This window comes from Agarivorans aestuarii (genome assembly GCF_019670125.1).
Lineage (GTDB): Bacteria > Pseudomonadota > Gammaproteobacteria > Enterobacterales > Celerinatantimonadaceae > Agarivorans > Agarivorans aestuarii.
In genome coordinates this window covers 1,434,424-1,448,977 of the sequence record NZ_AP023033.1, presented here as the reverse complement: position 1 = coordinate 1,448,977, position 14,554 = coordinate 1,434,424, and the positions used below count along the sequence as shown (strand labels likewise).

The following is a 14,554-nucleotide window of genomic DNA, read 5'->3' as shown; positions in this document are numbered from 1 at the left end:
CACCAAGTTCTGGTAATATGCCGCTCCACAAGCAGGAGGGGTTCCCGAGTGGCCAAAGGGAACAGATTGTAAATCTGTCGCGAAAGCTTCGGTGGTTCGAATCCACCTCCCTCCACCATATTGATAAAAAAAGACATCTTCGGATGTCTTTTTTTATACCTAAAATTTGGCTTAATGCTATTAATCGACGCACAGCAAAGTATTTAGTTAAGTGATAAGCAATAAAGAACAGAACAGCTCAAAACATCTTAGAAGCGACAGCGTTTGGAAACAAATGCATAACAAGGCGAGGCGGCAGAAACAAATACGCCAAGCTAATTTTAGCTTGGCGTTCCAACCAAATACGGAAAGTAATAAACGGTAAATAGACTAACTTACTAAGTAGAAAGATATACATTGTGCAAATCTAACCACTCAACTAAGGCGGTCCAGCCATCTTAAGGTTGCCCTAAAGACCTGTAACTTTCCGACCTTGGATCACTCCAAGTTTGGCTTTGACTCAGCGCTGATGAGACCAAAAGACTCACCAACACCTCAATATTAAATCAAGCTTGGCTGTTTTTGCAAGGTTTAATAGCAGATACTACTAAGGTGCTAACTGTCTATACTTACACTACTTTATCGCTTAGTAACTTATGCTAGGATAAGCCAAAAGGATTAGAACACTCAGTAATGGCAACGCAATATAATTACAGCGACAAGCAAATACTCATCGTTGATGACCAACGAGCCTTTCAGGTTATGCTTAAGGCGATGTTGCAAAACTTTGGTGCGACCGACGTTTATTTTGCAAATACTGGTGAAGCAGCTGTAAGAGCGTGCCGAAAGCGTAAATTTGATATCCTTCTAGTGGATTATAATTTAGGCACTGGCAAAAATGGCGGCCAACTATTAGAAGAGCTACGTGTTAGCGAATTGTTAGAAGTAGACGCCCTATTCTTTATCATTAGTGGTGACAATAACAAAAGCATGGTGCTTAGTGCTCTAGAAATGGAACCCGATGAGTTTATTACCAAGCCCTTTTCCCAATTTCAACTACACAACCGCTTGGCCCGTGCCAATCTTAAGCGACAAAGCCTGCGTGACGTTTACCAAGCATTAGCCAAAAAACAGTATCAGCAAGTTATTGAACTCTGTGATAAGCAAATTGAAGCTGAAAGCCGCTACAGCAATTATTGTCGAAATCTACGTGTTGAAGCGCAAATAGCCTTAGGTGAATACCAAGCCGCCAAAGAAGCATTAGAAGCCATATTAGAAGAACGAAAACAAACTTGGGCGAAAGCCACCTTAGGTCGTGTTCATCTTTTGCTTAAAGACAATAAAAGCGCCATTGAAACCCTTACTCGTTCTATCGCCGAGAGCCCATTGCTGCTCACTGGCTACGACTGGTTAGCACGCGCTTACCGAGCCGAAGGCGACCTAGATAAAGCCTTAGAAACCGTCTTAAAAGCCTCTAAGCTGGCAGTAAACAGTATCGAGCGACAACAGTTACTTGCCGAGTTGGCCATGGAGGCTGGTGATTTAACTCTAGCCAAAGAAACCTTTTCAACCATCTTGCAGCTTGCTAGGCGCTCTATCCATCGCGGCCCCCAACATCTATGCAATTATGTGCGCAGCCTAATCGACGAAGCACAAAGTGAAGATGATTTGTATCGAAAAAATCGCCTACTGCAAGAGGTTAACTCGGTGTTGTTTCATGCTAGACGTGAAGAAGGCAAAGACGAAGACTTTAATTTTGATGCCTTTGAAGGGATAAGCCAGGCTCGAGTGCACGCCACCAAAGGCGAATTAAACAAAGCCAAGCGATTGTTGTTTGATAGCCACGACGGTCTATTAGATGCGCCAAGCAAAGTAAGTGGTGAACTATTGCCTGACACCTTCTTAACCCTAAACTCTGTAGGTGAGTTTGAATATGCAATGCCCTTTGCCGAAGAATTAGAAAAGCGCGATAACATTGACCCTATGTCGCTATCCTCGGCGCACAAGGTATTAAAAGCCGAAGATTTTGAACTAAAGCTCGGCCAATTTCGTGAATACAACAAAATGGGTATTGAAGCCTACGAAGAAAACCGTTTTCACGAAGCCACTAACTATTTCGACAAAGCCTTACAAGTTGCCCCCGGTAACACCGGCGCAATTCTAAACAAAATCCAAGCGATTCTAAAACAACTTAATCAGTCGGAAAAAGGGCTTAGCGGGCAACTTTTAACTGACTGTAAAATAACCATTAAGTTGCTCGATGGTCTTAAATTAAACGACAACCACGCCGAACGTTACTCCACTTTAAAAAGTGAGTTTCAGCAACTAGGTAGCAGCAAAAAAAAGTAGCGGCTAAGATCTGTTAAGCCCACCTTTTAAGGCCGCTCGCAAAATCTTCCATTTGAAATACACTTAGCTTAAAGCCAGTGAATGAAACTGGCTAATAATCAAACTTTTGATTAATAGCTGGAGTGTTAGTTAAATATGGTGAAATGCGGTCAATGTCTGTATCAAGATAGTTCTGGCGCCAGCTGCAAGGAACCAGCTTTAGAAAGCGGTTTGTGTTTTTGGCATGACCCAGACGAGGACAAGTGTGGCGAAGAGATCAAAGAGAAGCTAGAAAACCATGCTAAAAACGGCGGTATGCTTCGAGGAATCAGCCTAAAAAAAGCCAAACTTGAAGGTATTGATTTAGTGCGTTACAACAGCAAACAGGGTTACGATTTCTCTGGTGCGGATCTCTACCGAAGTGACCTAAGAGGGGCCCATCTTTTTAATATCAACCTGCAAAACGGTAGCTTAATGAAAGCCGATTTACGGGGGGCTAACCTAAATCACGCCGACCTAACAAAGACCAACCTGCTCGGTGCCAAAATGGACCAATGTAAATGTGATAGCCTTTGCGTTGGCGAAAAAGTGCTTCAAGAGCAATTAGGTAGTGCCGCCGAGCAGCAACAAGATAAAGAAGCTATGGCCGATTACTACCAACAAGCCGAAGAAGTATATCGCTGTTTACGCAAAACAGCGGAGTCGGAAGGCTTGTTTACCACAGCAGGCGTGTTTTTGCGTAAAGAGCTCACTATGCGACGTTATCAAATGCCCAAATTCTCTTATCGACGCGGAATATCCAAGTTGGTTGATTTGGTATGCGGCTACGGAGAACTGCCCATTCGCGTGGTATACACCTCAATGCTAATCATTTTAAGCTGCGCAATTATCTACTCGTTTACCGGTATTCACTTCAACGGCAATATTGTTTCGCTTAGTGTTAACCAAAGCCTTGGGCAGAATGTGGTGGCGTTTTTTGAATGCCTATATTACAGCGTGGTCACATTTACTACGCTTGGTTATGGCGACTTCACTCCTGTTGGGCTTTCCCGCATGTTTGCTGCCATTGAGGCCTTTAGCGGTAGTTTTATTATTGCGCTATTTGTTGTGGTATTTGTAAAGAAAATGACCCGCTAGCGCTATTCAGGCTAGTTTTCTTAGATAAGCAGTGCTTTTTAACTAGCACTTTCGTAAAGTTAGATTAACATTTATCTTTTACTCAACATCCTAGTAAGGAATCGACTTTGAAATTTGTGGTTCTCGCTCTACTCGCTATTTTTGTGATTTTATTTATTCTTCGCGCCAATAATAACGCCAAAGCGGTTAAGCAAAACCGTCAGTTAGGCCACGACTTTCTCGCCGAAAACGCTCAAAAAGACGGTGTGATAACCACAGAATCTGGTTTGCAGTACCTAATATTGGAAGATGTTGTAGAAGGCGCTGAGAAACCTTCAGCAAACAGCACAGTAACCGTTCATTACCATGGAACTTTGTTAAGCGGCTTAGTGTTTGATAGTTCGGTAGAACGTCAACGCCCAGCTCAATTCCCACTAGGGCAAGTTATCGCAGGCTGGACCGAAGGCTTACAATATATGAGTGTGGGCGAGAAATTCCGTTTCTTTATCCCGAGTCAATTAGCTTACGGCGATCGGAGTGTGGCATCAATTCCTGCCGGCTCTGCCCTAATCTTTGAAGTGGAACTACTGTCGGTAGATAGTAAGTAAGCCTATCGGATATTTTAGGTAAGTGTATAAAGCCTTGGCATGACCAAGGCTTTTTTATATCTATTTTCTTTACTAGGAACGAGCTAATGCTTGCTCAAAGTCGCTGAGCAAGTCTTCAGTATCTTCAATACCAATTGAGCAGCGGATCATTGTTTCACTAATTCCCGAGGCTTGACGGGCCTCTATGCCCATTTCAAAGTAAATAGTTTGGGCTACAGGTAAAGCTAAGGTGCGATTGTCCCCTAAATGGGTGGCGTTAATCACGACATTGGTTTTATCCAAGAACTCTGTGCAGTTGATGCCATCCACTAAATCAAAGCTCACCAAAGCGCCATGGCGCTTAAACAGTTCACTGGCTCGTTGGTGCTGAGGATGCGATACCAAGCCCGGGTAATAAACCTTAGCGACTTTAGGATGCTCATCTAACATCTTGGCTAAGGCTAAAGCATTAGCGCATTGACGCTCCATACGAAGTGCCATGGTTTCTGCGCCAACCGATAATAAATGCGCCGCTTGTGAGCTCAAGGCACCACCAAAATCTCTTAGGCCTTTTTTCTTAATTTGGTTGATTCCCCACATACTTGGATCGCCACTGCGATAGCCTTCAAAGATATTGGGGAAGGTGCTCCAATCAAATAAGCCTGTATCACTTACCGAACCGCCCAGCGCATTGCCATGGCCGCCAACATACTTTGATAAAGAGGTAATGATTAAGCTGGCACCCACTGATTTAGGCTGAAAGAGGTAAGAAGAAGTTAAGGTATTATCAACGACGTAAACCAAACCTCGTTGCTCACATAGTTCGCCAATTCCCGCTAAATCTACAATCTGAGTGGCAGGATTAGCAATGGTCTCAACAAACACCATTTTGGTGTTGTCTTGGCAAGCCTGCTCCACCGCCTCGCTACTGGTAGCATCCACCAAGGTCACTTCAATGCCATATCCTTTTAAGGTGCCAAATATGCTGCTGGTGTTACCAAACAAGAATCGACTCGCAACAATATGGTCGCCGGCTTTTAGCAAGGTTAAAAACACCGTACCAATGGCTGCCATACCGGTACCAAATACTAGGCTGGCAATACTCTCATCAAGCATGGCAATTTTGCGTTGTAAGTAATCAAGAGTAGGCGTTGATTGACGAGCATAAGCATGGCCAACTTGCTTGCCTTGAAATACATCCACCAAGTCTTGGGTGGCGGCGTATCCATAAGGTACCGAGTTATGAATTGGTGCGTGAACAGCACCATCCTCTACGCCAGCTAAACGGTCACTGTGAACCAGCTGAGTTGTGAATCCTTTAAAGCTCATAGGGCTACTTCTAGTAAAAACTAAGTGCCGCTATTATGCCTTAGCCAAGGTTTAAAAACGAGCAGCCCTTAGTGAGAGTCTCTTTGGAAAACACTACTTAGTCCAAATGCTCTTACCCATAGCAAATACTTGTTTGATATCTAAGGACTGCTGGTCAAGTACCACTAAATCAGCGTCGAAGCCCATCGCTAATTGACCTTTGTTTTTTAAGCCCAAAATCTTCGCCGGATTACTAGTGATCACCGATAAAGCGATCTCTAAGGGCACTTGATAAGACTGAACAGCTTCTTTAGCAGCCAGATATAAACTCTCTAGTTTTCCCGCTTGCATACCCACTAACTCACCAGCATCATCAAACAGTGGTAAACTTGCGTTAGCATCTGAGCTAAAGCTCACTCGTTGCCAATCTAAGCCCTTATCAACAATGGTTTTAAGCGCTTTAGGGCAGCTTACCTCGCCTTCTTCGATAAACTGCGGAATAGTGCTAGTGGTGAAATCGATAGCACCGCCCTCACTCAAAAACGCTAGAGCGTCGTTAAACAAGGCCTGATTACGATTACAATGGGTAGGATAGAGCTGAGTGATTGATAAGTCAGATTGCTTAACAATCTCTCGCAGTAGATTTAATTTTCCTTTTCCATCACCAACGTGGAAAAAGCTAATACCTTTTTTACCCCCCAACAAGCCCGCTACGCGCGCCTCGGCGGCCACTTCGATAAAAGCCTGTACTGAGGCCTGACTGGCTCGATGATCAGCAATGGCTAGCTCACCTACACCTATCATCTCAGGAATTAATACAATGTCTTGCTCGATGCTTCCGGTGATGGTTTTAACCGGCAGATGATAGGATCCGGTATAGCAATAGCAACTTAAGCCCATGGCGCTTAACTCTCGTGCTTTACCTAATACTTGCGCTGGAGTACGAGTAACACTGTCGGTACCCAATGCGCCTACTAAGGTGGTAACCCCTGTGGGTGCCGCATCTTCAAAACTAAGCTCAGCTGTACGATAGCCAAAGCCCCCTTCACCACCGCCGCCGGTAAAGTGAACTAAGGCATCCACAAAACCAGGGGCTAAGATGTTGCCTGATAAATCAACGCTATCTACCAAGCCATGACTGGCCTTAAGCTCAATATTCGGGGCAACTTGCAAAATGCGACCATTAGCCACTAAAACATCCATTAAACCTAAGGCTTCTGGTGCGTACACCTGTGCATTTTTAAGTAAAGTGAGCATAGCTATCTTCTTAACTCCAAACAAAAAAGGGGCCAAGGCCCCTTTTATAAAACTTAACTTAGCGGCCGTAAATGGCGATGCCAACGTTTTTCCCAATGTTTGAAGCCAAACACCAGCAAAAAGGTTACCGATAAGTATATAAGTGCGGCGAAAGTAAAGGCCTCAAAGGGAGCGTAATATTTAGCATATACGTCACGGGCTGCACCGGTAAGGTCAATAATCGTTACCACACTAGCAATGGAGCTAGCATGCAACATAAAGATCACTTCGTTGCTGTAAGCAGGTAACGCGCGGCGTAGTGCGCTAGGCAAAATAATTCGGCGCATCGCTTTACCGTTAGACATGCCGTAAGCTTTAGCCGCTTCAATTTCACCTCGCGGTGTAGCAACGATGGCTCCACGGAAAATCTCCGTTGTATATGCAGCAGTGTTCAATACAAAGGCCAATAAACAAGGATAGAATGCTTCGCGAACTATCGGCCAGAACATTGAATCTTGAATGCCCTCAATGTAAGTCACACCGTAATAAATGATGTAAAGCTGAATCAGTAAGGGAGTACCACGAAATACATAGGTAAATATCCAAACACTGCGACTAATTAGTACGTTGTCTGAGGCCCGCATAATAGCCAAGGGAATAGCTAGTATTAACCCCAGAATTAGCGATAAGAACACTAATTGAACGGTCATGACTAAACCGTCCCAATACCCTAACACCGTGGTTAGTGTGAATATGTCGTTATTGGCGAGTAAGTTCTCGATAGTTTCATACATAAGACGCGCTTACCTCACCGTGCCAGCACTAAAACGAATCTCTAATCGTTTCAGAAAAATTTCGGAAACACTAGTAAGTGCTAGATAGACAAAGGCAACCGGAATGAAGAATAAAAACGGCTCATGCACCGCACCCGCAGCTTCTTTCGCCAGGCGCACCATGTCGGCTAAACCAATTACTGAGACCAAGGCAGTGGTTTTAACCAAAACCAACCAATTGTTACCAATACCAGGAATTGCGTGACGCATCATTTGCGGTACAGTGATACGGCGAAACACCTGTAAGCTGCTCATGCCATAGGCTTTGCCCGCTTCTATCTGGCCATTGTCTACTGCCAGAAAAGCACCACGGAAGGTTTCCGCCATATAAGCACCAAAAATAAATCCAATAGTGGTTACACCCGCAACAAATTCATTAATATTGATGTAGTAATCGATATCGTAGTTGTCGTATAACCAATCAGAAAACACATTCATCATGATTTGAGCGCCAAAGAAAATAAGCAGCATTAACACCAAGTCGGGCACACCGCGAATTACCGTGGTGTAAACCACAGCAACGCCATTAGCAATACGATTTTTTGATAAACGCGCCACCGCTGCCAACATGCCTAAAATTAGCGCTACAGCCAATGATAAGAAGGCAACTTCGATAGTGACTATCGCCCCCATAAATATTGAAGGGCCGTAACCATGAAGATCTAACATAATGAGTCTCTTAGAAAGTTAACCCGAGCAATGCTCGGGTTAATGGTAGTGCAAGGCTTACTTTTTAATACTGTAATCGAAGTATTTGTCGTTAATTTTGTCGTAAGTACCGTTAGATTTAACAGTTGCTAGAGCTTTGTTGAACATTTCAATCAGTTCACCATCACGCTTACGAGCAGCAACACCAACACCTTCACCAAGCTGTACATTATCACCTAGAGCTTTAAAGTCTGAACCTTTATCAACTTCTAAGATAGTGCTAACACCTACTGGGAAATCGATAACTACAACGTCTAAACGGCCACCGTGTAGGTCAACAACTAAGTCATCACCGGTTGTGTAACGTTTAATATCAGCCACTTTTGAATAGTTTTCGGTTGCGTAGGTATCTTGAATAGTACCGCGCTGAACACCAACACGTAGACCTTTTAATGTATCTGGGTTTGCTGGGTCAACCTCACTGGCTTTAGGGCCAAAGAAACCGGTAGGTGTGTTGTAGTAAGGTTCTGAGAACAATACCTTTTTAGCACGGTCTTCGTTAATAGACATTGAAGAGAAAATTGCATCGTACTTACGTGCTAGTAGGCCAGGAATGATGCCATCCCATGCTTGAATTACCCACTCACATTTAACCTTCATTTCTTCACAAACCGCGTTACCTAGGTCAATTTCGAAACCAGTTAGTGAGCCATCAGGTGCTTTGTACTCAAATGGTTCGTAAGGTACGTCTACGGCTAGACGAACTACTTCCCAGTCTTTTGCTTCAACAGCTGTAGTACTTAGTGCAACTGCACCTATCATCGCGATTAATGTTTTTTTCATTTTTTACTCCGTGTTGTTTGCTTTAAGCGAATTAACGCTTGTCTTCCATAGTTATAATTTTAGTATTTTGGGGCTAGAAATTGCTTCATGCGCTCAGAATCTGGATTTTCGAATACTTTTTGTGGCGAACCACGTTCTTCCACTATGCCTTGATGTAGGAATAACACCTGGTTGGATACGTCGCGTGCAAAGGCCATTTCGTGGGTCACAACCAACATCGTGCGCCCCTCTTCTGCCAAGCTACGCATCACTTTAAGCACTTCACCCACCAATTCAGGGTCAAGCGCCGAGGTTGGCTCATCAAATAACATCACTTCGGGGTTCATGGCCAAGGCGCGAGCTATTGCTGCACGTTGCTGTTGTCCACCCGACATGTGGGCTGGGTAATAATCTTTACGGTCGTGCAAACCAACACGCTCTAACAGGCTCTCCGCTTGCTCAATAGCTTCTTTCTTTGGGATACCTAATACATGAACCGGTGCTTCAATGATGTTTTCTAATACAGTCATATGTGACCAGAGGTTAAAACCTTGAAACACCATCGAGAGTTTAGAGCGAATTCGTTCTACTTGCTTATTATCGGAAGGTAAACGCTCACCATTGCGTAAGTGCTTGAAGCCAATCTTTTCGCTATGAAGCGCAATATCGCCTTGAGTGGGGATCTCTAGTAGATTCATGCAGCGTAAAAAAGTGCTTTTGCCAGAACCAGAAGAACCGATGATGGAAATCACATCGCCTTTGTTTGCGGTAAGGTCAATACCCTTAAGTACTTCGTTATCGCCAAACACCTTGTGGATATTTGATGCTTCTAGTGCAGCCACATCACTCATATTTTATGTTTACCTTGTTAATGACTGCCTAAGCAACCAGCCTTGTTTCCTAAGGCGCGTAGTTATTGTTAAATAATTTGTTACACGTTCAACCCAACGAAAAGTATCATCGCAAAAGACAAAACTCAACATTTTATGGGGCAATTGGCGCTCTTATGATTACAAAACACCCTATTAAGCGATTTTATTAGCATCTTTATATTCAACCTGTATGCATAGATACGCTATTAAACGCCTGCGCAACGAATTTAATTTCAGTTTTAGAATTTTAGCTCGGTTTTTATCGATAATATGCCTTTTAGTGTAGTTTGCGGCCAGAACCGTATTTACTGTTGCGCAATTGTAAAATACAGCGTAATTGTTAGTGGTAATAAAGTGAGCCGGCTCTCATTACTAAGTCAACAATTTTAGTAAGTAAATTACAGAATAAAGTCCACAACTGCGCTTACCTGCGGCTTTAAGCCATAAATAAGTAGTAAAATTACACAAATTATGGGCTTTTTTGACCCAGATCAAATTCCAGATCTTGCTTACTTTGATACAATTTTGCTAATTAAAGTAGCAGGTAGATGTTGTGGTTAAGAACTACAAAATAAGCGGCCTAAGTATTACTAACAATGATTTACCAAATCGCCGAATTTTGTTTTTCTTTCATATTTATTTAATGCAGTTAAGCACTACACTTTTTAACTATAGCTGCATACTGTTATTTCACGCTTTATACTCACTATCCTTATATGTTGTTCGTCCCGTTGAGACGATTATCGCGAGTGAGAAGGATCTCAGGCTTAACAACACATAGTTAAGCATCTGCGGTTTACCGGTTTTTATATTTGTTTTTTGAGGAAACTATGTCTAGTAACAACCACCAGTCTCAAGACGAAGAACTGAGTTATTCAGAAGCGCACCGCCCGGCTTCTGAGTTTGAAACTCGTTCCGACTACTTAGACCACGAACTAAAAATCATGAAGCCTCGTCGCTGGGGCTTAAATTTGCCAGGTCGTGACTTCCGCTTCGAATGGGAAGATTTGGTGCCAGCTATTGCCGGTACTATTGGTATTATCGCGATGTACTCGGCGGTAATGATGGCCTGGGCAGATGGCTTAACCGAGCGTTGGGATCACATCAACCTAGGTACTGAGTTTGCCATTGAAGTAGCGCGTGTAGAAATGCTAATCCCTGCGTTACTGTTCTGTGTTTTGGCATCGGGAATATTTAACCCGCGAGCTAACCTTGCGGGTAACCACGGCCCAATGATTCCATTGATTGGAGCAATCGCTTTAGCGGGTGCTCACCCACTTGCCCTAGCAATTTTGTTAGGTGTATTTGGTTTACTACTTAGCTTCTTTAAAGGCGGCTCTAAGCTGGTGAACTTAACCAGTGAAGGTGTTGCTGGCGGCCTACTGGTGTTCCTTGGTTTTGGCGGTACTATGTCAATGATTGGAGACATCCAATCTTGGTCTAAAGGGCTAGAATCAGTTGACGCAGGTATTGCAGCAGGCGAGATGGGTTACGTTGGCTTAGTGGTATTAGCTGCTACCATCGTACTGTACGCATTCTTGGCAAAAATTGGTAAACGCTGGTTAGCGATTCCAGCCTGTGCTGTTATGGGCCTTGCAATTGCTTTGGCCTTCGGCGCTGGTTTTGACCTTACCTTTAAAACAGAGATGGGCCTTCCTAACTTAAACCCAGTTTACTGGTGGGGTTCTACTGAACAAGGTTGGCAACTAGGTTTGCCTAACGCAGAACACTTTATTGCTTCTTTGCCGTTCGCCATCTTAGCGGTAGCCATGTGGTCACCAGACTTCCTAGGTCACCGTATTTTCCAAGAGCTAAACTACCCACGTGGTACTGACAAAGTATTAATGGATGTTGATGACACCATGACAACCTGTTCAGTTCGTCAAATCGTAGGTACTGCTGTAGGTGGTGGTAACATCACATCTAGCTGGGGTACTTACATGATCCCTGCTGCTATTGCTAAACGCCCTATTCCCGGCGGCGCAATTTTACTTGGTTCATTATGTATCATCATTGCAATACTGGGCTTCCCAATGGATGTTGCAGTATGGCCTCCAGTAATGAAGATTGCTTTATTAGTAGGCGTGTTCTTACCGCTATTAGAAGCTGGCATGCAAATGATTAAAGACACCAAAGATTCACAATCTGCTGGTATCTGTATCTTTGCTGCAGCAGTAACTAACCCGGTATTGGCTTGGGCACTGACTATGTTGCTTGATAACAATGGTCTAATCGGCGATAAAGAACGTCCGAAGAAGCTATCTTTCGCAGACCGTATTGTTATCCCTGCAACCGTATTGTTGATTTGTTTTATCGCTATGATGGCGGTAGGTATGTTGGAAGGTAAATACGGTATTCCAGCATTGTTATAGTTTTAAATTTTTACCTCTTGGAACAAGCGCTATACTTGTTCCAAGGGAGCTAGATAGCGGCTCTTTAGCTATCTGTTAAACCATAGAATATTCATTTGTATACCAACTTATAGGTGGGACAAAAAATGGCAGAGAAGAACGATGTTTTTGCTAGTGCTTGGACTGGTTTTAAAACCGGCGAATGGCAAAATGAAGTTAACGTTCGTGACTTTATTCAAACTAACTACACTCCATATGAAGGCGATGAGAGCTTTCTAGCTGGAGCAACCGAAGCTACGGATCAGCTTTGGGACAAAGTTATGGAAGGCATTAAAGAAGAAAACCGCACTCACTCGCCGGTAGACTTCGATACTTCAGTAATCTCAACCATCACCGCTCACGATGCTGGCTACATTAACCAAGATTTAGAGCAAATTGTTGGTCTACAAACTGAAGCTCCATTAAAGCGTGCGATTATCCCTAACGGCGGTATTCGTATGATTGAAGGTTCTTGTAAAGCTTACGATCGCGAATTAGATCCAATGGTAAGCAAGATTTACACTGACTACCGTAAAACCCACAACCAAGGTGTATTTGACGTTTACACTGGCGCTATCATGAAGTGTCGTAAGTCAGGTGTACTAACTGGTTTGCCAGATGCTTACGGCCGTGGTCGTATTATTGGTGATTACCGTCGCGTAGCACTTTACGGTATCGACTTCTTGATGGCTGACAAAGTTAAGCAGCACCGTTCTTTAGAAGGTGACTTTGTAAACGGTTCTGACCTAGCTTCTACTATGCAGCTTCGCGAAGAAATCAGCGAGCAGCACCGTGCACTAGCTCAAATTAAAGAAATGGCAGCTAAATACGGCTGTGATATTTCTCGCCCAGCAGAAAACGCAAAAGAAGCTGTACAGTGGACTTACTTCGGCTACCTAGCTGCTGTTAAATCACAAAACGGCGCTGCAATGTCGTTTGGTCGTACTACTACTTTCTTAGACGTGTACATTGAGCGTGATATCGCTGCTGGCACACTAACAGAAAGCGAAGCGCAAGAATTAGTAGACCACTTAGTAATGAAGCTACGTATGGTTCGTTTCCTACGTACGCCTGAATACGATGATTTGTTCTCTGGTGACCCAATCTGGGCAACTGAGTCTATCGGTGGTATGGGTACTGACGGCCGTACGCTAGTAAGCCGTACAGCTTTCCGTTTCTTGAACACGCTATACACAATGGGTCCTTCTCCAGAGCCGAACATTACTGTTCTATGGTCTGAGCAACTACCTATTAACTTCAAGAAATACTGTGCCAAAGTGTCTATCGATACTTCATCTATCCAGTACGAAAACGATGACCTAATGCGTACTGACTTCGACAACGATGACTACGCAATTGCTTGTTGTGTATCACCAATGGTTGTTGGTAAGCACATGCAGTTCTTCGGTGCTCGCGCTAACTTAGCTAAAACGCTGCTTTACGCTATTAACGGTGGTATGGATGAGAAGCTTAAGATCCAAGTAGGTCCTAAATCTGACAAGATCACTGACGAAGTTCTAAGCTTTGACGACGTAATGGGTCGCTTAGACACCTTTATGGATTGGTTAGCTGAGCAATATGTGACCGCATTAAACTGTATTCACTACATGCACGACAAATACAGCTACGAAGCTTCGTTAATGGCACTTCACGATCGTGACGTTCGCCGTACAATGGCTTGTGGTATTGCTGGTCTATCAGTTGCTGCTGACTCATTGTCAGCTATCAAATTTGCTAAAGTTAAGCCTATTCGTGACGAAGACGGTATTGCTACCGACTTTGAAATTGAAGGTGATTACCCTAAATTTGGTAACAACGATGACAAAGTAGATGATATTGCTGTTGACCTAGTAAACCGCTTCATGACTAAGATCCGTAAGCTTAAAACTTACCGTGATGCGATTCCTACTCAGTCAGTTCTTACTATTACTTCTAACGTTGTTTACGGTAAGAAAACGGGTACTACTCCAGATGGTCGTAAAGCAGGTGCTCCATTCGCTCCTGGTGCTAACCCAATGCACGGTCGTGATGAGAAAGGTGCAGTAGCATCATTAACATCAGTAGCTAAACTACCATTTGCTAACGCACAAGACGGTATATCTTACACCTTCTCTATCGTGCCAAATGCACTAGGTAAAGATGACGATACCCAGAAGTCTAACTTAGCTGGCTTAATGGACGGTTACTTCTACCACAACGCTGACGTAGAAGGTGGTCAACACTTAAACGTAAACGTAATGAACCGTGAAATGTTGGTTGATGCGATGGAAAATCCTGAGAAATACCCTCAGCTTACCATCCGTGTATCGGGTTATGCAGTACGCTTTAACTCGCTAACACCAGAGCAACAACAAGACGTAATTACTCGTACTTTCACACAAAGTATGTAATTGAACGTTAAGTAGTTCTGCTTAGCAGAGACTACGGTTATAATT

General features: G+C 43.6%; 11 protein-coding genes, 1 tRNA gene and 1 riboswitch. Of the genes, 6 read left to right on the top strand and 6 right to left on the bottom strand.

What is annotated here, in order from left to right:
• Positions 1 to 34: 34 nt before the first annotated feature.
• From K5609_RS06770 to bamJ, 4 genes are all read left to right on the top strand, one after another.
• Positions 35 to 118 (top strand) — tRNA-Tyr (locus K5609_RS06770).
• Positions 119 to 419: 301 nt separating this feature from the next.
• A riboswitch (cyclic di-GMP riboswitch) is annotated at positions 420 to 503 on the bottom strand.
• Positions 504 to 672: 169 nt separating this feature from the next.
• Complete coding sequence (locus K5609_RS06765) at positions 673 to 2,328, top strand: response regulator (RefSeq protein WP_221076506.1); 1,656 nt, start codon at positions 673 to 675, stop codon at positions 2,326 to 2,328.
• Between the two features lie 135 nt (positions 2,329 to 2,463).
• Positions 2,464 to 3,444, top strand: coding sequence for a pentapeptide repeat-containing protein (locus K5609_RS06760; RefSeq protein WP_221076505.1), 981 nt, complete (start codon positions 2,464 to 2,466; stop codon positions 3,442 to 3,444).
• A 107-nt stretch (positions 3,445 to 3,551) separates the two neighbouring features.
• Complete coding sequence (gene bamJ / locus K5609_RS06755) at positions 3,552 to 4,031, top strand: BamJ family beta-barrel-assembly machinery protein (protein ID WP_221076504.1); 480 nt, start codon at positions 3,552 to 3,554, stop codon at positions 4,029 to 4,031.
• A gap of 72 nt (positions 4,032 to 4,103) precedes the next feature.
• Here the strand turns inward: bamJ and K5609_RS06750 are convergent, their stop codons facing one another.
• From K5609_RS06750 to K5609_RS06725, 6 genes are all read right to left on the bottom strand, one after another.
• On the bottom strand, positions 4,104 to 5,339 hold the full coding sequence (locus K5609_RS06750; protein WP_221076503.1) for a cystathionine gamma-synthase family protein: 1,236 nt from the start codon (positions 5,337 to 5,339) through the stop codon (positions 4,104 to 4,106).
• Positions 5,340 to 5,432: 93 nt separating this feature from the next.
• Positions 5,433 to 6,575, bottom strand: a complete 1,143-nt coding sequence (iadA, locus tag K5609_RS06745) for a beta-aspartyl-peptidase (protein ID WP_221076502.1) — start codon at positions 6,573 to 6,575, stop codon at positions 5,433 to 5,435.
• A gap of 53 nt (positions 6,576 to 6,628) precedes the next feature.
• Positions 6,629 to 7,348, bottom strand: coding sequence for an ABC transporter permease (locus K5609_RS06740; protein ID WP_221076501.1), 720 nt, complete (start codon positions 7,346 to 7,348; stop codon positions 6,629 to 6,631).
• Between the two features lie 9 nt (positions 7,349 to 7,357).
• Entirely contained in the window at positions 7,358 to 8,056 is a 699-nt protein-coding gene (locus K5609_RS06735) for an ABC transporter permease (protein ID WP_163132422.1), read from the bottom strand.
• A gap of 57 nt (positions 8,057 to 8,113) precedes the next feature.
• The gene (locus K5609_RS06730; protein ID WP_221076500.1) at positions 8,114 to 8,878 is read right to left on the bottom strand and encodes a transporter substrate-binding domain-containing protein; all 765 of its coding nucleotides are present in this window, start codon (positions 8,876 to 8,878) and stop codon (positions 8,114 to 8,116) included.
• A gap of 59 nt (positions 8,879 to 8,937) precedes the next feature.
• Positions 8,938 to 9,708, bottom strand: coding sequence for an ABC transporter ATP-binding protein (locus K5609_RS06725; RefSeq protein ID WP_221076499.1), 771 nt, complete (start codon positions 9,706 to 9,708; stop codon positions 8,938 to 8,940).
• Positions 9,709 to 10,559: 851 nt separating this feature from the next.
• On the opposite strand from K5609_RS06725, the gene K5609_RS06720 reads away from it, so the two are divergent.
• Positions 10,560 to 12,101, top strand: coding sequence for a DUF3360 family protein (locus K5609_RS06720; RefSeq protein ID WP_221076498.1), 1,542 nt, complete (start codon positions 10,560 to 10,562; stop codon positions 12,099 to 12,101).
• Between the two features lie 125 nt (positions 12,102 to 12,226).
• Positions 12,227 to 14,509: a formate C-acetyltransferase gene (pflB, locus tag K5609_RS06715; protein WP_221076497.1), complete on the top strand. Its 2,283-nt coding sequence runs from the start codon at positions 12,227 to 12,229 to the stop codon at positions 14,507 to 14,509.
• Positions 14,510 to 14,554 lie beyond the last annotated feature (45 nt).

Excerpts from the sequence above, each read along its gene's own strand:
- K5609_RS06765 (WP_221076506.1), top strand. The coding sequence starts at position 673 with ATGGCAACGCAATATAATTACAGCGACAAGCAAATACTCATCGTTGAT.
- K5609_RS06760 (WP_221076505.1), top strand. The coding sequence starts at position 2,464 with ATGGTGAAATGCGGTCAATGTCTGTATCAAGATAGTTCTGGCGCCAGC.
- K5609_RS06750 (WP_221076503.1), bottom strand. The coding sequence starts at position 5,339 with ATGAGCTTTAAAGGATTCACAACTCAGCTGGTTCACAGTGACCGTTTA.
- iadA (WP_221076502.1), bottom strand. The coding sequence starts at position 6,575 with ATGCTCACTTTACTTAAAAATGCACAGGTGTACGCACCAGAAGCCTTA.
- K5609_RS06740 (WP_221076501.1), bottom strand. The coding sequence starts at position 7,348 with ATGTATGAAACTATCGAGAACTTACTCGCCAATAACGACATATTCACA.
- K5609_RS06735 (WP_163132422.1), bottom strand. The coding sequence starts at position 8,056 with ATGTTAGATCTTCATGGTTACGGCCCTTCAATATTTATGGGGGCGATA.
- K5609_RS06730 (WP_221076500.1), bottom strand. The coding sequence starts at position 8,878 with ATGAAAAAAACATTAATCGCGATGATAGGTGCAGTTGCACTAAGTACT.
- K5609_RS06725 (WP_221076499.1), bottom strand. The coding sequence starts at position 9,708 with ATGAGTGATGTGGCTGCACTAGAAGCATCAAATATCCACAAGGTGTTT.
- K5609_RS06720 (WP_221076498.1), top strand. The coding sequence starts at position 10,560 with ATGTCTAGTAACAACCACCAGTCTCAAGACGAAGAACTGAGTTATTCA.
- pflB (WP_221076497.1), top strand. The coding sequence starts at position 12,227 with ATGGCAGAGAAGAACGATGTTTTTGCTAGTGCTTGGACTGGTTTTAAA.